Here is a 20,180-nt window from a genome sequence, read left to right as displayed (position 1 = left end):
ACCACGGCCACGACCGCCACCACGGCCACGACGGCCCGCACGCGACAGGGATCGCACGCGGGCCGTCGGCTGTCGGCCGCCCGGACGGGTCAGACCCTGCGGGCCACCGCCGGTCAGACCTTGCGGGCCACGCCCGCGTAGAGCGACGACTGCGCGTTGGTGACCAGGGTCGGACCCTCGCCGGCCTCGGGCCGCCACTGGTGGGCCACCTCCACGCCGGGCTCGACCAGTTCCAGGCCCTTGAAGAAGCGTTCCACCTCGGCCCGGGAGCGGACCTGGAGCGGGGTGCCGCCGTCGGTGTAGATGTCCGTGATGGCGGCCCAGGCGTCGGGGTCGAAGTCCGGGGTGCAGTGCGAGATCGCCAGGTGCGAGCCGGGCGCGAGCCGGTCGACCAGCGTCTCCACCACGCTGTAGGCGCCCATGTCGTCGGTGACGAAGTGCAGCACCGCGTTGAGGCTCAGGCCGATCGGCTGGGAGAAGTCCAGGCAGTCCGCCGCCTCCACCGCGTCCAGCAGCGCGGCCGGCTCGGTGACGTCGGCCTCCACGTACTCGGTGGCGCCCTCGGGGGTGCTGGCGAGCAGGTTGTCGGCGTAGACCAGCACGATCGGGTCGTTGTCCGCGTAGACGATCCGGGCCCGCGGCACCTCGCGCTGCACGACCTCGTGCAGGTTCGGCGAGGTGGGGATACCGGTGCCGATGTCGATGAACTGGCGTATGCCGCGCTCACGGGCGAGGAAGCGCGCCGAGCGGTGCACGAACGCCCGGTTGATCTGTGCCACGGTCCTGATCGCCGGGAAGCGGCGGATCACGTCCTCGGCCGCGGTCCGGTCCACCGCGTAGTTGGTCTTGCCGCCCAGGTAGTAGTCGTACATCCGCGCGCTGTGCGGGAGGTCCTGCCGTAACCGGTCGGAAACGCCGGTCTCCTCGGCGAATGTCGCTTCTTCCTCGGCCACGCGCTGCCCCCATCCTTCGATCCACTCATCGGGCCGGACGGCCCTGCCGACGGTGTCGGCCCCGTCGAGCCCCTGGTGGCTCCCGGCACTGTTCCTACCCCGTGCCACCCTGTCCTATCCGGTGCCGTACCCCGTGCACCACCCCTGAAATGGGGTGGGGCACACGGCTGTTGTCACCGTACCGCCTTCCGCCGCGCCCCGGACCGCGGTCGCGGCGCCGGGCGCTCAGCCCGCGGCCGGCTTGAGGGCGACACCCGCCTCCGAGGTGTGCACCAGGAACGTCAGCGACTCCTGGAAGTACAGGTCCACGGTGGTCGCGGTGTGGCCGAGGTAGCCGATCGACACGTCCTGGCCGAGCCGCAGCTCGAAGTCCCCGCCGCGGGTGGCGAGCAGGAACGCCCCGTCGATCGCCGGCGCCCACACGATCTCGCCGTCCAGCAGCCGCGCCAGGTGCTGGTGGATCGGGTAGCCGTGGTCGGAGGTCTCGCTGACCGCGGTGTACGCGTCGGCACTCAGCGCCAGGGTGTACGCCCCGTCGACGCCCGCCAGCCGCAGCGTGGTGACGGCGTGGCTGATCGCGTCCGGGTACTCCCGCACGTCCGCCGGCAGCGTCAGCTCCGGGTTGGAGGAGGCCGCGCGGATACCGGTGATGCCCGCGGCGCCGTACCCCTCGAAGATCGCCCGGTCCTCGGCGTACGCGAGCTGCTTGGCCGCGTCCTTGACGGGCTGCCAGTCCGCGTCCTTCGCGCCGCGCTCCACGTCGTCGACCTGGCCGCGGTCCACGGTGAACGGCACCCGAAGCTCCACCACGGGCTGCGAGCGGCGGGTGCGGGCGGTCACCCCCTGCGCGGGCGCGGCGATCTGGTCCAGGTGGCCGGTCGGTACCGCGGACAGCTCGACGCCGGCGGGCTCGGGCACGTCCACGATGCGGCGGGCCGCCACGTGCCGGGCGAAGGTGCGCCGGGCCTCGGCCTCCAGGTCGGCCCACGCGGCGGCGGAGATGGGCGCGAGTTCGCGGTGCAGGTTGTTCACGAGGACGTGCTCCTTTTCAGGTTGCCGATGCCGAGGCTGCCGTCGGAGGCGGGCGCGGCGGAAGCGGGCGCTGCCGACTGCGCGGGTACAGGGGTGGGCTCGGTGGCCCCCTCGGTCTGCTCGGTGGAGGACCCGGGTGCCGGCTCCGCCGCCCCCGCCGCCCCTGCCCCCGCCCCGAGCGCGGCGGTGCGGTCCGGGGCGTCCGGCAGGTCGTCGAGGAAGTCCGCGGACGGCACGTAGAAGAGCGTGCCGGTGACGGCGGTGGAGAAGTCGAGGATGCGGTCGTGGGAGGCCGCCGAGGTGCCCAGGAACATGTTCCGCAGCATCTGCTCGGTGACGTCGGGGGTGCGCGCGTAGCCGATGAAGTACGTGCCGAACTCGCCGCGGCCCGGGCTGCCGAACGGCATGTTGTCCCGCAGGATGTCCTGCTCCTCGCCGTCCGGCCCGGTCACCGTGTTGAGCGCGACATGCGAGTCCGCCGCGTCCAGCTCGATGTTGGTCGCCTTCGTCCGGCCGATGACGCGCTCCTGCGCCTCGACCGGCAGCGCGTTCCAGGCGTCGAGGTCGTGCAGGTACTTCTGCACGATGACGTAGCTGCCGCCGGTGTGCTCCGGGTCCTCCGCACCGACCAGCACCGCCTCGCGCGCCGCCGGCCCGACCGGGTTCTCCGTGCCGTCCACGAAGCCCAGCAGGTCCCGCACGTCGAGGTACTTGAAGCCCTGCACCTCGTCCTGGAGCGCCACCGCGCCGCGCAGCCGGTCCATGATCTGCGCGGCCAGCCCGAAGCACAGGTCGAGCCGGGTGGCGCGCAGGTGGAACAGCAGGTCGCCGGGGGTGGCGGGGGCCCGGTGCCGGGCGCCCTCCAGCGGCGTGAAGGGGTGCAGGCCGGCCGGCCGCGGGTAGGCGAACAGGCGGTCCCACGCCGCCGACCCGACCCCGGCGACGCAGCTCAGCCGCCCGTCCGGCGCGCCGAAGCCGATGGCCCGGGTCAGCCCGGCCAGGTCGGCGAGCAGCTCGCGCACGGTCTGCTCGCCGCCGTCCTCGACCGTCAGGACCAGGAAGATCGCGGCGGTCGTCAACGGCTCGAGTACGGGCTGCGGTTCCGGCTCGGTGGCCACTCCAGGTCTCCCGATCGCTCAGCCCTGCGAGGGCGGTGTCGGCTACGTCATCTGGACCCTACTGCCCAGCCGTCCCCGGCGGACGAACCACCCCCGCCGTGTCCGCCCCCTGGCCCGCACGCTTACCTGCGGAAACCCGCCGCACGCCCGCCCGGACGGCCGCCCTGACGGCCCCGCCGGACGGGCCGTCAGGGCTCCTCCCGCGGCCAGTCGAGCAGGCGCGCGCCGATCACCGCGGTCTGGAGCGCGTACCGGTGGCGGGGGTCGGCCGGGTCCGCGCCCGTCAGCAGCCGCACCCGGTGCAGCCGGTAGCTCAGCGCGCGCACGCTCAGCGACAGCCGCCGCGCCGCCTCGGCCGTCACACAGCCCGCGTCGAAGTAGACCTCCAGGGTGCGCAGCAGCGGACGGGCGCCGCCGCGCGCCTGCTCCAGCGGGCCCAGCAGGGTCCGCACCAGGTCGGCCAGCGCCTGCCGGTCCCTGGTCAGCACCGGGAAGACCAGCAGGTCCGCCGCGTGCAGCACCCGCTCCTCGAACTCCATCCGCTCCGCCACCGACAGCACGCCCAGCGCCTCGCGGTAGGAGCGCGCGCAGCCCGCGGCACCCGGCTGCGCCCGGCCGACCGCCACCCGCAGCGCGCCGGCGGCGACCGCCCGGTCCGCGAAGTGGGCCAGCACCTCGTCCTGCCCGCCGGGCGCCACGCACACCAGCGCGCCGTCCACGGCGGCGAGCAGCACCCCGCGGTTGCCGAACCGGCCCAGGGTCTCGGCGCCGACCTGCCGCACCACCGGGTGCCCGTCGCCGTACGCCTCCGGGCCGACCGCGACCGCGGTGCCGTGCGCGTGCGACAGCTGGAGGCCGAACCGCTCGGCGCCGGCGGCCAGTTGCTCGGGGTCGAAGGCGCCGGACAGCAGGCCGTCGATGAATTCCCGCCGGGCCGCGTCGTGGCGGTGCGCCGCCGCGCGCTGGGCCCGCTGGTAGCCGTCGGCGAAGGCGTCCAGGGCCTGGCCCACGGTGGCCAGCACGCCGTCGAGGTCCGCGGCCGAGCGGGGCCGCACGACCCGTCCGGCCGCGAGGTGCTCGCGCAGGATCTGCCGCCAGTCGCAGCCCGCCTCCGCCGCCTGCGCGCCGAGCGCGCGGTGGCGCCTGAGTTCCTCCCGGGTGAGCCGGCGCCCGGTCGCCGATGCCTTCAGCAGGATCTCCGCGTAGCCGGTCAGGAAGGTCTTCGGCAGGTTGTCCACGGTCATGGTGCCCCCGATCGTTGCCGGTGCCGCTGGGGTGGGTGGGCAGGTAGGGTCGGGCCGCGGGGTGCGGCGGGCGGGTGAGGTGCGTACGGCCCGGCGGCGGACGGGTGAGGGTCAGCCCTTGGCGCGCGCGGTCCTGGGGCCGCCGCGGTCGGGACCGACGCCGCCGTCCGCGTCGCCCTCGATGCCGCCGTCGAGTTCGCCGTCGAGTTCACCGCCCGGTCCGTCGCCGAACCCCTCGTCCAGCCCGTCGCCGATGGCGCCGTCCAGCCCGCCGTCCAGCCCAGCGTCCAGGACGCCGTCGAACTCCGAGTCGATCTCGACGTCGGTCTCCGTGCCCACGCCGACGCCGGTCGCGCCCTCGCCGCCGGCCGCGCCGACCGCTCCGACCGGACCGCCCGCTCCGGCCAGGGCGGGCTGCGCCGCGCGGCCGGGGAAGCGGGCGGTGACCCGTCGGGCCAGGGGCTCGGTGAAGCGGGCGCTGACCGGCCCGAGGATCACCAGGATCAGCACGTAGGCGGTCGCGAGCGGCCCGATCCGCGGCTCGGTGGCGACCGCGAGGCCGGCGATCACGATGGAGAACTCGCCGCGGGCGACCAGGGTGCCGCCGGCCCGCCATCGGCCGGGCGCCTTGATACCGGCGCGCTTGGCGGCGAACCAGCCGGTGCCGACCTTGGTCGCGGTGGTGACCAGTGCCAGGAGCAGCGCGGGCACCAGCACCGGCGGGATGTCGGCGGGCACCGTGGACAGCCCGAAGAAGACGAAGAACACCGCGGCGAACAGGTCGCGCAGCGGGGTGAGCAGATTGCTCGCGCCCTCGGCGACGTCACCGGACAGCGCGATGCCGACCAGGAACGCGCCCACGGCCGCGGAGACCTGGAGGCGTTCGGCGACGCCCGCGACCAGCAGGGTCAGGCCGAGCACCACCAGCAGCAGCATCTCGGGGTTGTCGGAGGAGACCGCGCGGCTGATCAACCGGCCGTGCCGCAGCGCCAGGTAGAGCACCGCGCCGACCGTGCCCAGCGAGATGAGCAGCGTCACGGTGCCGCCGGCCAGGCCCGCGCCGGCCAGCAGCGCGGTGAGGATCGGCAGGTACAGCGCCATCGCCAGGTCCTCGATGACCAGCACGCCCAGGATGACGGGGGTCTCGCGGTTGCCGAGCCGGCGCAGGTCGCGCATCACCTTCGCGATGACGCCCGAGGAGGAGATCCAGGTGACGCCGGCCAGCGCCACCGCGGCGACCGGGCCCCAGCCCAGCAGCAGGGCGGCGGCCGCGCCGGGCACCGCGTTGAGCACGAAGTCCACCGCGCCGGAGGGGTACTGCGTGCGCAGGCTGGTGACCAGTTCGGACGCGCTGTACTCCAGGCCGAGCAGGAGCAGCAGCAGGACGACGCCGATCTCGGCGCCGGTGGCGACGAAGTCCTCGCTCGCGTCCAGCGGGAGTATCCCGCCCTGGCCGAAGGCGAGCCCGGCGAGCAGGTAGAGGGGGATCGGGGAGAAACCCACCCGGCCGGCGAACCGGCCGAGCAGTCCCAGGGCGAGGATGATCGCCCCGAGTTCGACGAGCATGGACGTCGTGTTGTGCACGGGCGGCTATCCTCCGGTGATCAGTTCGGCGACGGCGTCCACGCCCTCGCGGGTGCCTACGACGACGAGCGTGTCCCCGAGCGCGAAGCGGAAGTCGGGCGCCGGCGACGGGTGCGCCGAGGTCCGCCGCAGCACCGCGACGATCGACGCGCCGGTCCGGGTACGGGCCTGGGTGGCGCCGAGCGTGCGCCCGGCGTACGGCGACCGGCTGTCGATCTCGATCCGCTCGGTGACCAGGTCGATGCCGACCTGCGCGCGGCGCAGCTTCGCCACCGGGTCCGGCAGCAGCAGCCGGGCCAGCGCGCCCGCCTCGGCCTCGGTCAGCGGGACGGCGCCGGCGCACGCGTCCTCGTCCGCCGGGTCGCGCAGCGCCAACTCCCGGCGCCCGTCCTGGTGGACGACGACCGACAGGTGCCCGCCGGCGTCGGTGTCGAGGTCGTAGCGGCTGCCGACACCGGGCAGCGGGGTCTTGCGAAGGCGAGCCGACAGGCCCATGGCGTGCTCCAAGGCGTACGGGGGTGGGGACGGGGTGGTGCGTGCCGACGTGCCGGGCGCGGGTGACCGGCACGGCCGTACGGCACGGACCGGCCGTCCGGCGGCGGCCGCGGACGCCGCGCCGGAATACGGTCCCGGCCGTACCGGCCCGCCGGGTGGGGGAAGGGTGCGGGGCGCCAGGGCCCGCGGCTGCGCGGACCTCAGGCGCCGATATCGGGCACCCGGTCGCGCGGCGCACACCCGCACGGAACGGCGGACGCGAGCGCGGTGGTCGAGTCGTACCGAGCCATACCGCCATCCCTTCCGCTCACCCGCCATTGGTATGTGGCAGGTAAAGAATTGTACCGCATGAAGTAATGGGTCAATTCGTGCGTACGCCCGCGTACTCACCCATTGCGCCCGCACTCACCCGCACCGAACGCACACAACCCCACCACCGCCCCCGTCGCCAGGAACCCGACCGGCAGCACATGGGCACCCACCAGTGCCGACGCCAGCGCCCCACCCGCCGACGAACCGGCGTTCACCGCCGAGTTCACCCACCCCGTCGCCCGCGCCGCCGCACCCTCCGGCGCCGTACGCGCCGCGGCCAGGTACGCCGTCGACAGCGTCGGCGCCAGCAGCGTGCCCGTCGCCGCCACGCACCCGGCCAGCCACGGCAGCGAGCCCGCGGCCACCGCGTCCACGCACAGCAGGGCGGCCAACCCCGCCAAGAGCAGCGGCAGCCGCGCCGGAGCCGGACGCCGCCACCGCAGCCGCCCGTTGACCAGCCCGCCCACCACGCTGCCCGCCGACTGCCCGGCCAGCACCCACCCCACGGCGCCCGCGTGGTGCGCCTGCCGCGCGCACGCGAGGACGTACAGGTCGACGGCTCCCAGGCACACCCCCACCGCCAGCGCCGCCACCGCCGCGCGCCGCACCCCCGCGCCCCCCGCCGACAGCGGCCCCGACCGCGCCCGCGCAGACCGTGCCCCACCGGCGCCCCCCGCCGCCAGCAGCCGCGTCGCCGGGGCCGCCGCCAGCGCGCACGCCCCCACGGCCACCAGCACCGCCGCCACCGCCAGCGCCCGCGCCGGGTCCAGCGCCACCGCCAGCGGCGGGCCCACCAGGAACAGCACCTCCTCCGCGACCGTGTCGAGCCCGAACGCCCGTTGCAGCAGCGCCTCCTGCGGCGCCAGCGCGCCCCACACGGCCCGCATCGTCGGCCCCAGCGGCGGGCAGGTCGCACCACCCGCCGCCACCAGCAGACCGAGCACCGCGGTGTTCGTCGACCCCCCGCAGCACGCCAGCGTCAGCAGCGCCCCCGCGAACGGAGCGGCCAGCGCCGGCAGCGCCCTACCCGCCCCCCAGCGGTCCACCAGATCCGCCCGGGCCGGGCCCAGCACCACCGACACCGTCCCGAACCCCGTCGCCAGCAACCCGCCCCGCGCCAGCGACCCCCCACCCGCACTCAACTCCAACAGCAGCGCCACCCCGAGCATCCCGTAACCCAGACGCCCCACCAACGCGGCCCCGAACGCCACCCGTGCATCCGGCAACCGAAAACGGCGCCATACGACGCCACCTGACCTTGCGAAGACATGACTATCCCCTGAAACGCGCAGCGACTTGGCCCGTCTCACACACCAAGCGCCCTACACACAGAGGAAGAACATCCCCCGAACCTACCCCACCCCCCGGCCGCATCCACGACAACGGCCGTCCGCAGGGCCCACCGGCCGCTGGCCGGGGTGCGGGCAGCAACGAAAGTGGCGGGCCCGCAGGGGCGCGGGGAACTGCGCGCGCAACAGTCCACCGGGCGCAGGCCGGGGTGCAGCCGCATCCACGACGGCGGGTTTCCGCAGGGGCCACCGGCCGCTGGCCGGGTGCGGCCGTAAGCAAGGCGGCGGGTCGGCAGGGGCGCGGGGAACTGCGCGCGCAACGGTCCACCGGGCGCAGGCCGGGGTGCGGCCGCATCCACGACGGCGGGTTTCCGCAGGGGCCACCGGGCGTAGGCCGGGGTGCGGGCAGCAACGAAAGTGGCGGGTCCGCAGGGGCGCGGGGAACTGCGCGCGCAACGGTCCACCGGGCGGAGGTCGGGGTGCGGCCGCATCCACGACGGCGGGTTTCCGCAGGGGCCACCGGGCGTAGGCCGGGGTGCGGCCGTAAGCAAGGCGGCGGGTCGGCAGGGGCGCGGGGAACTGCGCGACCAGCCCACCACCGCGAGGTGGTCCCGGAACCGGCAGGACGAACCCGGGCGGGGGGTCAGGGGCGCCGCACCACCGCGGGGACAGCGAGGAGAAGCGCGAGAAGGGCGACGAGAGCCGTAGAGCCCCACCCGGCCAGGTGATACGCCGCGGCGCCAACCGTCCCGCCGAGGCTGTTCCCGACGTAGTACGCCGTCAAATACAGAGCCGACGCCTGCGCCCGCCCCCGCACCGCCGTCCGGCTGACCGCACCCGACGCGACGGCGTGCCCGATGAAGAACCCCCCGGTAATGAGCACCAACCCGAACAGCGCCGCCCCCAGCGGCCGCGCCAGCGTCACGACCACCCCGCCCCCGCACAGCGCGAGCGCCACCGCGAAGGCCCCGCGCCGCCCCACCCGCGAACTGAGCGCCCCGGACGCCGCCGAGGTACCCGTACCGACCAGGTACACCAGGAACACCGCACCGACCGCGGACTGCGACAGCGCATACGGCGCGGCGGTCAGCCGGTACCCGAGCACCGTGTAGACCGCCCCGAACACGGCCATGAACAGCAGCCCGACCGCGTACAGCCGCCGCAGCCGCCCGTCCCTCAAGTGCCCGGCGACCGTACGCCCGAGCGCCGCCGGGGAGATCGACCCGGGCGTGAAGTGCCGTGCGGGCGGGGCGAGCAGGCGGAAGACGACGGCGCAGGCGAGCGCGGTGACGCCGACCGCCAGCAGGGCGGTGCGCCAGCCGTACGCCTGCGCGAGGGCGCCGCCCGCGACCCGGCTGCTCATCCCGCCGATGGAGTTCCCGGCGACGTACAGGCCGATCGCCGAGGGCACCGCGGAGGGGTGGACCTCCTCCGCGAGGTACGCCATGGCCGTGGCCGGCAGCCCGGCCAGGGCCAGCCCCTGGAGCGCGCGCAGCGCGACCAGCACCGCGAGGTCCGGCGCGAAGGGCACCGCGAGGGCCAGCAGGGACGCGGTGAACACCGACACCGTCATCACCCGCGTCCGCCCGTACTTCTCGCTGAGCGCGCTCGCCGGCAGCAGGGCGACCGCCAGCGCGCCGGTGCTCGCCGACACCGTCAGGCTCGCCTGCGCCGGGGACAGCGACAGCCCCGCCGACAGCGCGGGCAGCAGCGCCTGCGTGGAGTACAGCAGCGCGAAGGTGGCCAGTCCCGCCGCGAACAGGGCGAGGTTCGCCCAGCGGTAGGCGCGGGTCCCGGCCCGCAGCCGGTCGTCGGCGGGGGCGGCCGTGACGGCGGCGGTGGCGGCGGCGGGTGCGGCGCCCGTACGCGGCACGGCCGCGCCGGTATCTGCGGGGTCCATGGCGGCGACGCTAGGCCGCCCGCTTTGCATGCGTCCAATGCATGGATACGGAAGAATCGATCCGTCAGCGCATCAGCACAGGATGAAGGGGACTTCCGTGACGACCGGCAGTGGCAGAGATCTCCCGGGCGGGACGGAGAACGGCGGCCCGGCCGCGCCCGCGGCGCCCCCCGCGCAAGCCGAACCCGCCGCTCAAGCCGAACCCTCCGCTCAAGCCGAACCCGCCGAACCCACCGCACCGGCAGAACCCACCGCTCTGGCCGAACTTGCGGCCGGCGCCTGGCCGGTCCTGCTCGCCCCGCGCCTGGCGCAGTTCGCCGCGGTCGCCCGCGAGTCCCACATGACCCGGGCCGCCGACCGCCTCGGCATGCCGCAGTCCACGCTCAGCCGGGCCGTCGCCCGGCTGGAGGCCGACCTCGGCGTGACCCTCTTCGCCCGCCAGGGCCGCACCCTGCGGCTGACCCGCGCCGGCCGCGCCTTCCAGCAGGCCGCCGAACGCGCCCTCGCGGAGGTGGAGCGGTCCGCCGAGGAGGTCCGCGCGGACGCCGACCCCGGCAGCGGCCGCGTCGCGTTCGGCTTCCTCCACACCCTCGGCCCCGAGACCGTCCCCGCCCTGCTGCGCGCCTTCCGCGCCGACCACCCCCGGGTCCGCTTCCACCTCGTGCAGACCTACGGCGAGGCCATGCTCGCACGGCTCCGCGCCGGCGCCCTCGACCTGTGCCTGACCTCGCCGCTGCCCGCCGGGCCCGGCCTGGTCGTCAGGCGGCTGGACGAGCAGCGGCTGCGGCTGGTGGTGCCCGCCGGGCACTGCCTCGGCCGGCGGCGCCGGGTCCGGCTCGCGGAGGCGGCCGCCGAACCGTTCGTCACCCTCGAGACCGGGTACGGGCTGCGCCGCATCACCGACGCGCTGTGCGCCGAGGCCGGGTTCGCGCCGCGCGTCGCGTTCGAGGGGGAGGAGGCGGAGACGCTGCGCGGGCTGGTCGCGGCCGGGCTCGGGGTGGCGCTGCTGCCGCCGCCCGCCGTCCCGAGGCCCGGCGTCACCGAACTCGACCTGATCGGGCAGCGAGCCGTCCGCGAGATCGGCGTGGCCTGGCTGGACGGACAGCGCGACAGCGCGCCGGTCGCGGCCTTCAAGGCGTTCCTGCTGGGCCGCAAAGGCACCCTGCTGCCGCGGTGAGTACGGCGTTCGCGCTGGTCAGGGGCCGTTGTCAGAGGGTCGGCGTAATGTGCGGGTATGGGTGAGAAACGGGTGGAGACGGGACGGGCGGCGGCGCCGGTGGCGGTGCGGCTGCGGGAGTGGGCGGCCGATGACCTGTGGGTGCTGAGGCGGGCGAACGAGCCGGAGATGACCGCGCACCTCGGCGGCCCCGAGGGCGAGGAGCAGGTGCTCCAGCGCCATGAGCGGTATCTGCGGCTCGGGGGCGACGGCGGCCGGATGTACGTGATCGAGGCCGACCCGGGCCCGGACATACGCGGCGAGGTGATGGGCAGCATCGGCTTCTGGGGCCGGGTGTGGCAGGACGAGGCGGTCTACGAGACCGGTTGGGGCGTGCTGCCCGAGTTCCAGGGCCGCGGTGTGGCGGCAGCGGCCGCCCGGGCCGTGGTCGGCCGCGCCGCCGCCCTCGGCACCCGCCGCCACCTGCACGCCTACCCGTCCGTCGATCACCCGGCGTCCAACGGCGTGTGCCGCCGCGCCGGCTTCACCCTCCTCGGAGAGGTCGCCTTCGAGTACCCCAAGGGCCACCCCATCACCTGCAACGACTGGCGGGTCGACCTCACCGAGCCCGGCGCCCCCGGCCCCATACCGAGCTGATCCCCGCGCCGAGCCGGCGGCCAACCGGTACGGCCGGGCGGCGAACCGGTACGGCGCGGCGGCAAACGGGTGCGGACCGGCGGCCCGGCGGCAAACGGGTCCGGTACGGTCCGGCGGCGAACGGGTGCGGCCGGACGGCGCGGCATGTCGGCACCGGTCGAGGCGGTGCGGCGCGGGTAACGTCGGGCCTGCATGTCCGCCGGTACGGCGCCCGCCGCCTCGGCGCCGCTTCGAGTACGGCCCCGCCCGCGGGCGGGACCGTGGGTGACGCTGCGGGAGGTCCGCCCTGCTGGTGCTGTGTGTGCTCTTCGCGCTGCTCGGCGCCGCCAGCAACGCGGCCGGCACCGTCCTCCAACGCAAGGCCGCGCTGCGGGTGCCCGCGGAGGACGCGATGCGCTTCCGGCTGCTGGTGGACATGCTGCACCAGACGGTGTGGCTGCTGGGCATCTGCGGGGTGGCCTTCGCCGCGCTGTTTCAGGCGCTCGCGCTGGTCACCGGCCCGCTCGCGCTCGCCCAACCGGTGTTCGTGCTCGAACTGCCCTTCGCGCTGCTGATCGCGATGCCGGTGCTGGGCCGCAGCCTGCCCACCCGGGCCTGGCTCGCCGTGGCCTGCATGGTGCTCGGGCTGGCGATCGCGCTGGCCTGCGCCGCACCTGACGGCGGCACCGACCAGGCATCGCTGGCCCGCTGGGTGCCCGCGGTCGCCGGGGTGGGCGGCTTCACGCTGGCCGCGGTGGCCCTGGCCCGGCACCGCCGCAGCGGGCCGACCCGGGCCGCGCTGCTCGGTGTCGCCGCCGCGGCGGCCAACGCGCTGACCGCCGCGCTGATGAAGTCCGCCGCCAACACCTTCTCCGCCCACGGCTTCGGTGCCTTCCTCGCGGCCTGGCAGACCTACGGCTTCGCGCTGTGCGGCATCGCGGCGGTCTTCCTGCTGGAGAACTCCCTCCAGTCCGGCTCCATCGCCGCCTCCCAGCCCGCCCTGACTCTGGGCGACGCGACCCTGAGCCTGCTGCTCGGCCTGACCGTGTACGCCGAGCAGATCCGCACCGGCTGGTGGTTCGTCCCCGAACTCCTCGGCGTGGCCATGGTCGTCACCGGCACCGTCTACCTCTCGAAGTCCGTCGCGCTCACCCGCGAACTGGGGACGAAGTAGCCGCCGGCCGGCGGCGCGGGCGCCGTACCGCGCCGGGGGCCGCGCCGAGGTCACGGGGTGCCGCGCGCGGGAGCGCGGCCCGCGCATGCGATGCTGGGCATGGTCGAACACCCGAGGGAACACGACAGTGGCGATGACAGGGACACGAAGGGCGCTCACGGACCTGTGGGACCGCTACTCGGCCTCCGACCCCGGGCTGCTGCGGCTGATGGCGGGCCTGCGCACGGTCGGCTCGATCGGCCTGGCCCTGCTGGTCCTCGCCGCGATGGACACCCCGGTCCCGCAGCTGGTCGCGGGCGCGATAACGGCGATGGTCTCCACGTTCGCCATCCGGGACAAGCGCGTCGCCGACCAGGCCGTCACCCTCGCGCTCGGGCTGCCCGCCGCACTCGCCTCGATGTCGCTGGGCGCGGTGCTCAACCCGCACGTCGTGGTCGGCGACATCTTCTTCGTGCTGCTGATCTTCGTCGCCGCGTACGTGCGCCGGTTCGGCGACCGCTACACCGCCGTCGGCATGATCAGCTTCCAGGTGTACTTCGTCTCGCTGTTCGTGCACGCCACCACCGCCGACCTGCCCGGGCTGTGCCGCACCCTGGCCGTCGCCTTCGTGTGCAGCGCGCTGACCCGCTTCGCGTTCGTGCCCGAGACGCCCGAGCGGGTCCTGCGCCGGCTGCGGCAGGCGTTCCGCGCGCGCACCGCGCAACTCGTCGCCACCCAGCTGGAGGTGCTGGAGGCGCCCCCGGACCGGCTGGACAACGCCGTCGCCGACCTGCGCAAGGACACCGCGCGGCTGCACGAGACGGCCCTGATGATCCAGAACCGGCTGGAGGACGGCACCTCCGACCCGGCGGTCGCCAACCAGCTCCAACGCCGCGTCGTGGACGCCGAGATCGCCGCCGAACGCCTCGGCATCCTGCTGCTCAACACCCGCGGCGCCGGCCGCGCCGACACCCTCACCCTGCACCTGCCGAACGCCCCGCTGCCGGCGCCCGTGCGCCGGCTCGGCGACGAGGACGGCGCCGTGCAGACCCTCCGCAAGGAGGTGCGCGCCCTCCAACTGCTCGTCGCCCGGCTGTCCGGCAACGACCTCGGCACCGCCGTCGTCCACCTGCGCAACCGCCTGCTGTCCTACCGCGACGACGCGAACCTGCCGCGCGCCACCCCCGCGGTCCAGGACGCCTTCCGCGGGATCGGCGAGGCCGCCCGAGCCGTCCTCGGTCTGCGGATGGCCCTGGACGGCCCCGGCGACGACTCCGACGACGCCCCCGAGACCGTCCGCTCCCGCGAGGAGTTCGACGCCGAGGACCTGGCGCTGGCCGAGGACACCGCGCCCGCCGCCCGCGCCGGGCTGGACCGCCCCAGCACCCGGGCCGCCTTCCAGGTCGCCACCGGCTCCGCGCTGGCCGTCCTGGGCGGCGAGTTCCTGTCCTCGCAGCGCTGGTACTGGGCCGTCCTGACCTGCTGGGTGGTGTTCCTCAACACCTCCTCCACCGCCGAGATCCTGGTCAAGGGCTACCGCCGGCTGATCGGCACCATCTGCGGCGTCGTCGCCGGCGTCCTGCTCGCCGGCGCGGTCGGCCACCACACCTGGACGGCGTTCGCGCTCGTCCTGGTCTGCATCTTCGGGATGTTCTTCACCGCGCCGGTGTCGTACACGCTGATGTCGTTCTTCGTCACCGCCATGCTCGGGCTGCTCTACACCCTGCTGCACACCTACAGCCTGTCGGTGCTGGTGCTGCGGATCGAGGAGACGGCGCTCGGCGCCGCGTGCGGGGTGATCGCCGCGGTGCTGGTGCTGCCCATCCACACCGACGAGCACACCGACGCCCAACTCGTCACCGTGCTGACCCGGTTGCGCGACGTGTCGGTGGCCGCCGTGGATCAGCTCGGCGGCGGCCCCGCCGTGGACCTCGTCGACATGTCCCGCGACCTCGACAGCGCGCTGGACGCCCTGCGCCGCTCCACCAGCCCGCTCACCTACCCGATCACCCCGCTGCGGGTCCGCCGCCGCACCGCCCGCTACCTCGTCGCCCTGCTGGAGACCTGCGCCTACCACGCGCGTTCGCTGGCGGCGACCGCCGAACTGGTGCCGTACAGCAGGAGCGTGGCCGCCGACCCCCGGCTCGCCGCGGTCGGCCCGCGGATCGCGCACAACATCGACGCGCTCATCAGCCACGTCGAGGAGCAGGAGACCCCGAAGGAGCGGGCGCTCGCGCTCGCCGCCGCGCCGGCCCCGGAGCCGGGGGAGGGCGGCCGGCCGCAGGGCGGCAAGGGCAAGGGCGCGCCGCCGCGCCGGCCCGAGGTGCGCAGCGGGCCGAGCATCGCGGCCATGCTGGAGGACTCGGGCGGCGCCCATGTGCGCTCGGGCACCGTCACCTACCGGGTCCTGCGCCACCTCCAGCGCCTCGACGAGGGCATCACCGCGCTGGCCCGGCCGCTGCGGGCGCCGATGGCCGACGACGGTACGAAGCCGCGGGCGGGCGCGGGTGACGGGGCGGGCGGGAGCAGCGGGGCGCCCTCGGCCGGCCCGGCGACCTGAACCGCCGCCGAAGACGGTACGCCCGGGCGCCCTTGATGGCGGGCGGTGCGGGGGAGGGGCGGCGTCGTGGCGCCTTTACGGCGCCAGGCGGTGCAGCCGTACGTCCGACAGGGTCCCGTCCGCCGCCTCGGCCGTCATGTACGTGCGGTACGGCTCGCGCCGCCGGTCGGTCGGCGAACCCGGGTTGAGCAGCCGCAGCCCGTTCGCGGCCACCGTGTCCCACGGGATGTGGCTGTGCCCGAAGACCAGGACGTCGGCGTCGTCGAAGAGCCGCGCACAGCGCTCCTCCCGCCCGCGCGCCGGGCCCGTCTCGTGCACGACCGCGAAACGGACGCCGCCGAGCCGTGCCCGGGCCACCTCCGGCAGCCGCGCCCGCAGTTGCGGGCCGTCGTTGTTGCCGAACACCGCGACCAGCCGCCGCGCCCGCGCCTGAAGCAGGTCGAGCGTCGCGGTGTCCACCCAGTCGCCCGCGTGCAGGACGGCGTCGGCGGCGTCGATCTCGGCGAGCAGCGCCGGCGGCAGCTCCCGGGCCCGCCGGGGCACGTGCGTGTCGGTGGTGAGCAGCAGGCGCATGGCGGGCCTCCCTCGCGGGTGTCCGTAGGTGGCGGTGGGATGGGGATGGCGATGGGGATGGGGATGGGGTGCGGGGCGGAGTGCCCCGATCGTGCCATGTCCGGCCCGCGGTCCGGGCCGGGCACGCGGGCCGGAGGGGACGCGTGCCCCACAATGGGGCGCACCCGACGTAGCCGAATGGGGTCGAAAGATGCCGCACGTACCCGAACTCGCCCGGACCCTGGGGCTGAGCCCGCACCCGGCGGGCGGCTGGTACCGCAGGATCTACACCTCGCCGGTGCCCGTACGGCACCCCGCGGGCGGCGGGTCCCGCGCCTCCGCGACGATGATCCACTACCTGCTCGCCCCCGGCGGCCGCAACGAGTGGCACAACGTCGCCTCCGACGAGGTGTGGTTCTGGCAGCACGGCGGCCCGCTGCGGCTCCACACCAGCCCGCCGGGGCCCGCCCCCACCACCGTCACCGAGCACCTGCTGACCCCCGACCCGCCGCCCGGCGCCGACCCCTGCTTCCACCTCGCGGTGCCGGCCGGCTCCTGGCAGCGCGCCGAGCCGGCCGCCGACCGCGACGTGCTGGTCAGCTGCGTGGTCACGCCCGGCTTCGACTTCGCCGACTTCGCCCTGCTCAGCCGGAGCTGACCGCTGCCGCGTCGCGCGGGGCGAGGGACGGGTAGTCGGTGTAGCCGCGGTGGTCGCCGCCGTAGAAGGTGGCCGGGTCCGGGGTGTTGTAGGGGCCCTGGGCGGCCAGCCGCGCGGGCAGGTCGGGGTTGGCGAGGAAGAGCGCCCCGAAGGCGATCAGGTCCGCGCTGCCGTCCTCGACGAGGGCCAGGGCGTCCGGCCCGGTGGGCTGCGGATGGGTGAAGGGGTTGAGGACGAAGGCGCCGGGCCAGGCGGCGCGCAGGCGTGCGGTCAGCTCCTGGTCGGGCCCACCGATCACGTGCAGGTAGGCGAGGTCCAGCGCGCCGAGCCCGGTGAGCAGCGCGGTGTAGGTGCGCTGCACGTCGGCCGGGTCCTGCTCGGCGATGTCGTTGTAGGGGTTGCCGGGCGAGACCCGGAAGCCGGTGCGGTGGCCGCCGATCGCCGCGGCGACGGCCTCGGCCACCGCCAGGCCGAAGCGGACCCGGCCGGCGGCGTCACCGCCCCACTCGTCGGTGCGGTGGTTGGTGTTGGGCGCGAGGAACTGGTGGATCAGGTAGCCGTTCGCGCCGTGGATCTCCACCCCGTCGAAGCCGGCGGCGATCGCGTTGCGGGCCGCGTCGGCGAAGTCGGCGACGGTGCGGGCGATGCCGTCGGCGTCCAGTTCCCGCGGCGTGACGAACTCCTGCGGGCCCTGGTGGGTGAAGACCTGGCCCTTCGCGGCGACGGGCGAGGGCGCCACCGGGACCAGGCCGTCGGGGAGCAGACTGGGGTGGCCGATACGGCCGGTGTGCATGAGCTGCGCGAAGATCACCCCGCCCGCGCGGTGGACGGCGCCGGTGACCTCGCGCCAGGCGCTGACCTGTTCCGGTGTGTGCAGGCCCGGTGTGTCGGGGTAGCCCTGGCCGACCGGCGAGGGCTGTATCCCCTCGGTGACGATGAGGCCGGCGCTCGCGCGCTGGCTGTAGTACGCCGCCATCAGGTCGGTGGGGGTGGCGCCCGGCCCGTAGGCCCGGCTGCGGGTCATCGGCGCCATCACGATGCGGTTGGCCAGCTGCCGGCCGGCGACGTCGACGGGGGAGAAGGGGTTCGGCATGGCGGAGAGCTCCTTGCGGTCATGAAATGTCGGGTATGAGGGCCCGCCGTTCGCCGGCGGGAGGGGGGTTCTTCGGGGTTCCCCGCCCGGGCGGCGAGGGCTGCCCTGGGGCAGGCCCTCGCTCCGCACCGGGCGTGGCGGGTGCCGGCCGATCGGCCGGACGTGTCGCCCCCGCCTACGCGGCGGGCGGCTGTCGGTCGTGGTCCCGGACCGACTTCTCGATGATGTGCGCGCAGGCGGTGAACTCACGGACCTGATCCGGCGTCAGGTCGCGTACGGAGGCCCGCTCCAGGGTCCGCCACATGTCGGCGATGGGCTGCCGCAGGGCGCGCCCGGCGTCCGTGAGGTGGACCACCATGACCCGCCGGTCGTGGGCGGCGGGCTCCCGGGTGAGCAGCCCCGCCTCCTGCATGCGGCGCAGCGACTTGGAGACGGTGGAGTGGTCGAGGCCGACCAGCTCCAGCAGTTCCGCCTGGGTCCGCCCGTCGCGGTCGAAGAGCTGCATCAGCAGCAGTTCCTGCCCCGGGTGCAGGTTCATCGCGCGGAGCATGGCGGCGGCGTGGGCGCGGTGGGTGCGGGCGAGCTGGAAGATGGCGTAGCTCAACGGCCCCGCTCCCGCGGTGTCCGGCAGCTCCGACGGGGTGGTGTCCGACATGGGGGCCTCTTTTCCTCACGCAACGGTCGAGTCGACGGTGAGGACGATCTTGCCCCGGTTGTGGCCCCCGTCGCTGGCCTGCTGCGCGCGTGCCGCCTCCGCGAGCGGGTGGACCGCGCTGATCGTGGTGACCAGGGTGCCGTCGGCGGCCAGCCGCGCCAGCTCGGCGAGACGGGTGCCGGAGCGGCGCTGGGGGCCCTCGGCGAAGACGACGCCGAGCTCGGCGGCGCGGAAGTCCGCGGTGGTGACGATCCGGTCGGTGCCGCCGCGCAGGGTGAGGGAGTCCTCCAGCGCACCCTTGCCCGCGGCGTCGAAGACCGCGTCCACCCCTTCGGGGGCGAGCGCGCGGACCCGTTCGACCAGGTTGTCCCCGTAGACCAGCGGGGTCGCGCCGAGTGAGGCGACGTAACTCTGGTTGTCCGGCCCGGCGGTGCCGAGGACGCGGGCGCCGCGGGCGACGGCCAGTTGGACGGCGATGGTGCCCAGCGCACCGGAGGCGCCGTGGATGAGCAGCGTCTCGCCGGCGGTGACGCCGAGCAGGTCCAGGACGCGTTCGGCGCCGTCGCTCGCCACCGGCAGGGCCGCGGCGTGCGTCCAGTCCAGACCGGCCGGCTTGGGCGCGAGGGCGGTCGCGGGGGACAGGGCGTACTGCGCGTAGGCGCCGGTGTCGGACCAGCCGAGCACCTCGTCGCCCACCTTCAGGTGGTCGACGCCCGCGCCGACGGCGTCCACCACGCCGGCGATCTCGCCGCCGGGCACGGCGGGCAGCGTGGTGGGGAAGATCGCCTCCATGCCGCCGGCGCGGATCTTGCCGTCGACCGGGTTGACGCCGACGGCCTTCACCTGCACCCGGACCTGGCCGGGGCCGGGCTGGGGCACCTCGACCTCCGCCTCGTGCAGGACCTCGGTGCCGCCGAACGTGTCGAAAACGATGGCCTTCATGACTGCTCTCCTCGCAGGGGGACGCTTCACCGGCCACGTTCTGTGGCCAGCCACATAAAAGTAGCACCGATTGTGTGGCTAGCCAAGTAATTGCTTCGCGAGGTTCCCGGGCGCCCCGGAGCCGGGGGTGGCGGGCGTGCCGACGCGCCGCACGGCGCGAGCTCGTGCGGCGTCGTCCAGCGCGGTGTGACGCGGCGTCAGTCTTCTACGTCGCCGGTCACCGGTCGCCGCCGGCCGTGGCGGGGATGGCGTTGTCGATGAGGACGGCGGCGATGGCGGCGGCGGTGGGGAAGGCGTCGGCGTCGAGGACCCGGGTGCGGGCCGCGGCGCCGTCGATGAGCAGCGCGAGCTGCTCGCCGAGCTGTTCGGGGTCGGCGGCGCCGGCTTCACGGGCGGTGTCGGCGAGCCGCGTGGCGACGGCCTTCTTGTAGTCGCGCGCGTACCGGGACGCCGGGTGCTGGGGGTCGTGCAGTTCGACGGCGGCGGCGATGTACGGGCACAGGGGGGTGTCCGCGGGGATGTCGAAGGCGGCGAGGAGCCGTTCGCGGGGTGTGAGGTCGGTGCGGTCGAAGACGCCGGGCAGCACGGAGGGGTCGAACTGGCGCAGGTACTCGGCGACGAGTTCGTCCTTGCCGCCGAAGTGCTGGTAGGCCGTGCGCTTGGACACCTCGGCCGCCGCGCACAGCTGGTCCATGCCGGTGCGGTTGATGCCCTGCTCGCGGAACAGCTGCTGGGACGCGCCGAGGATGCGCTCGCGGGCGCCCCGGCCGCGGCGGCGGCCCGTGGGGCCCTTCTCCAACTCCGTCATGGGCCCAGCCTACCGCGGTTGGGTAACGACCGGTGTACAT

18 protein-coding genes are annotated in these 20,180 nt (G+C 75.1%); 5 read left to right on the top strand and 13 right to left on the bottom strand.

Annotated elements, in window-relative coordinates; translation table 11 throughout:
• Positions 1-113 precede the first annotated feature (113 nt).
• The 8 genes from AC3EVP_RS32120 to AC3EVP_RS32085 form a co-directional block, all read right to left on the bottom strand.
• Positions 114-953 carry an SAM-dependent methyltransferase gene (locus AC3EVP_RS32120; protein ID WP_435136015.1) on the bottom strand — a complete coding sequence of 280 codons (840 nt, stop codon included), beginning with the start codon at positions 951-953 and terminating at the stop codon, positions 114-116.
• 225 nt (positions 954-1,178) lie between these two features.
• Positions 1,179-1,985 carry a family 1 encapsulin nanocompartment shell protein gene (locus AC3EVP_RS32115; RefSeq protein WP_335982945.1) on the bottom strand — a complete coding sequence of 269 codons (807 nt, stop codon included), beginning with the start codon at positions 1,983-1,985 and terminating at the stop codon, positions 1,179-1,181.
• Complete coding sequence (locus AC3EVP_RS32110; protein WP_435136012.1) at positions 1,982-3,103, bottom strand: Dyp-type peroxidase; 1,122 nt, start codon at positions 3,101-3,103, stop codon at positions 1,982-1,984. The genes AC3EVP_RS32115 and AC3EVP_RS32110 overlap by 4 nt, the downstream gene beginning before the upstream one ends.
• Before the next feature lie 188 nt (positions 3,104-3,291).
• The gene (locus tag AC3EVP_RS32105) at positions 3,292-4,347 is read right to left on the bottom strand and encodes a PucR family transcriptional regulator (RefSeq protein WP_435136010.1); all 1,056 of its coding nucleotides are present in this window, start codon (positions 4,345-4,347) and stop codon (positions 3,292-3,294) included.
• Between the two features lie 111 nt (positions 4,348-4,458).
• Positions 4,459-5,931: a cation:proton antiporter gene (locus AC3EVP_RS32100; protein ID WP_435136008.1), complete on the bottom strand. Its 1,473-nt coding sequence runs from the start codon at positions 5,929-5,931 to the stop codon at positions 4,459-4,461.
• Positions 5,932-5,937: 6 nt separating this feature from the next.
• Positions 5,938-6,426, bottom strand: coding sequence for a cation:proton antiporter regulatory subunit (locus AC3EVP_RS32095; protein WP_335982952.1), 489 nt, complete (start codon positions 6,424-6,426; stop codon positions 5,938-5,940).
• 386 nt (positions 6,427-6,812) lie between these two features.
• Positions 6,813-7,949: an MFS transporter gene (locus tag AC3EVP_RS32090; protein ID WP_435136006.1), complete on the bottom strand. Its 1,137-nt coding sequence runs from the start codon at positions 7,947-7,949 to the stop codon at positions 6,813-6,815.
• A 721-nt stretch (positions 7,950-8,670) separates the two neighbouring features.
• Positions 8,671-9,927, bottom strand: coding sequence for an MFS transporter (locus tag AC3EVP_RS32085; RefSeq protein ID WP_435136004.1), 1,257 nt, complete (start codon positions 9,925-9,927; stop codon positions 8,671-8,673).
• 97 nt (positions 9,928-10,024) lie between these two features.
• Here AC3EVP_RS32085 and AC3EVP_RS32080 point away from each other — a divergent pair, with 97 nt between their 5' ends.
• The 4 genes from AC3EVP_RS32080 (at position 10,025) to AC3EVP_RS32065 (ending at position 15,432) form a co-directional block, all read left to right on the top strand.
• Complete coding sequence (locus AC3EVP_RS32080; RefSeq protein WP_435136002.1) at positions 10,025-11,104, top strand: LysR family transcriptional regulator; 1,080 nt, start codon at positions 10,025-10,027, stop codon at positions 11,102-11,104.
• A 57-nt stretch (positions 11,105-11,161) separates the two neighbouring features.
• On the top strand, positions 11,162-11,740 hold the full coding sequence (locus AC3EVP_RS32075; protein WP_435136000.1) for a GNAT family N-acetyltransferase: 579 nt from the start codon (positions 11,162-11,164) through the stop codon (positions 11,738-11,740).
• Between the two features lie 286 nt (positions 11,741-12,026).
• Positions 12,027-12,893 carry a DMT family transporter gene (locus AC3EVP_RS32070; RefSeq protein WP_335983049.1) on the top strand — a complete coding sequence of 289 codons (867 nt, stop codon included), beginning with the start codon at positions 12,027-12,029 and terminating at the stop codon, positions 12,891-12,893.
• A gap of 133 nt (positions 12,894-13,026) precedes the next feature.
• Positions 13,027-15,432 carry an FUSC family protein gene (locus AC3EVP_RS32065; RefSeq protein ID WP_435135998.1) on the top strand — a complete coding sequence of 802 codons (2,406 nt, stop codon included), beginning with the start codon at positions 13,027-13,029 and terminating at the stop codon, positions 15,430-15,432.
• 75 nt (positions 15,433-15,507) lie between these two features.
• Here AC3EVP_RS32065 and AC3EVP_RS32060 read toward each other — a convergent pair whose 3' ends face one another.
• Entirely contained in the window at positions 15,508-16,005 is a 498-nt protein-coding gene (locus AC3EVP_RS32060; protein WP_435135996.1) for a metallophosphoesterase family protein, read from the bottom strand.
• A gap of 190 nt (positions 16,006-16,195) precedes the next feature.
• On the opposite strand from AC3EVP_RS32060, the gene AC3EVP_RS32055 reads away from it, so the two are divergent.
• Positions 16,196-16,642: a cupin domain-containing protein gene (locus AC3EVP_RS32055; protein WP_435135994.1), complete on the top strand. Its 447-nt coding sequence runs from the start codon at positions 16,196-16,198 to the stop codon at positions 16,640-16,642.
• Here AC3EVP_RS32055 and AC3EVP_RS32050 read toward each other — a convergent pair.
• From AC3EVP_RS32050 to AC3EVP_RS32035, 4 genes are all read right to left on the bottom strand, one after another.
• Positions 16,629-17,735, bottom strand: a complete 1,107-nt coding sequence (locus tag AC3EVP_RS32050) for an alkene reductase (RefSeq protein WP_435135992.1) — start codon at positions 17,733-17,735, stop codon at positions 16,629-16,631. The genes AC3EVP_RS32055 and AC3EVP_RS32050 overlap by 14 nt on opposite strands.
• A 175-nt stretch (positions 17,736-17,910) precedes the next feature.
• The gene (locus AC3EVP_RS32045; RefSeq protein ID WP_435135990.1) at positions 17,911-18,390 is read right to left on the bottom strand and encodes a MarR family winged helix-turn-helix transcriptional regulator; all 480 of its coding nucleotides are present in this window, start codon (positions 18,388-18,390) and stop codon (positions 17,911-17,913) included.
• A gap of 15 nt (positions 18,391-18,405) precedes the next feature.
• The gene (locus AC3EVP_RS32040; RefSeq protein WP_435135988.1) at positions 18,406-19,332 is read right to left on the bottom strand and encodes an NADP-dependent oxidoreductase; all 927 of its coding nucleotides are present in this window, start codon (positions 19,330-19,332) and stop codon (positions 18,406-18,408) included.
• A gap of 217 nt (positions 19,333-19,549) precedes the next feature.
• A complete protein-coding gene (locus tag AC3EVP_RS32035) occupies positions 19,550-20,140 on the bottom strand; it encodes a TetR/AcrR family transcriptional regulator (protein WP_435135986.1) in 591 nt (196 codons plus the stop codon).
• Positions 20,141-20,180 lie beyond the last annotated feature (40 nt).

The organism is Actinacidiphila sp. bgisy144, assembly GCF_057708105.1.
This window is presented reverse-complemented; position numbering and strand designations above follow the sequence as displayed.

Bases quoted from the DNA above. Each gene is read 5' to 3' on its own strand.
- AC3EVP_RS32105 (WP_435136010.1), bottom strand. From the start codon at position 4,347: ATGACCGTGGACAACCTGCCGAAGACCTTCCTGACCGGCTACGCGGAG.
- AC3EVP_RS32095 (WP_335982952.1), bottom strand. From the start codon at position 6,426: ATGGGCCTGTCGGCTCGCCTTCGCAAGACCCCGCTGCCCGGTGTCGGC.
- AC3EVP_RS32085 (WP_435136004.1), bottom strand. From the start codon at position 9,927: ATGGACCCCGCAGATACCGGCGCGGCCGTGCCGCGTACGGGCGCCGCA.
- AC3EVP_RS32075 (WP_435136000.1), top strand. From the start codon at position 11,162: ATGGGTGAGAAACGGGTGGAGACGGGACGGGCGGCGGCGCCGGTGGCG.
- AC3EVP_RS32065 (WP_435135998.1), top strand. From the start codon at position 13,027: ATGACAGGGACACGAAGGGCGCTCACGGACCTGTGGGACCGCTACTCG.
- AC3EVP_RS32060 (WP_435135996.1), bottom strand. From the start codon at position 16,005: ATGCGCCTGCTGCTCACCACCGACACGCACGTGCCCCGGCGGGCCCGG.
- AC3EVP_RS32055 (WP_435135994.1), top strand. From the start codon at position 16,196: ATGCCGCACGTACCCGAACTCGCCCGGACCCTGGGGCTGAGCCCGCAC.
- AC3EVP_RS32050 (WP_435135992.1), bottom strand. From the start codon at position 17,735: ATGCCGAACCCCTTCTCCCCCGTCGACGTCGCCGGCCGGCAGCTGGCC.
- AC3EVP_RS32045 (WP_435135990.1), bottom strand. From the start codon at position 18,390: ATGTCGGACACCACCCCGTCGGAGCTGCCGGACACCGCGGGAGCGGGG.
- AC3EVP_RS32040 (WP_435135988.1), bottom strand. From the start codon at position 19,332: ATGAAGGCCATCGTTTTCGACACGTTCGGCGGCACCGAGGTCCTGCAC.
- AC3EVP_RS32035 (WP_435135986.1), bottom strand. From the start codon at position 20,140: ATGACGGAGTTGGAGAAGGGCCCCACGGGCCGCCGCCGCGGCCGGGGC.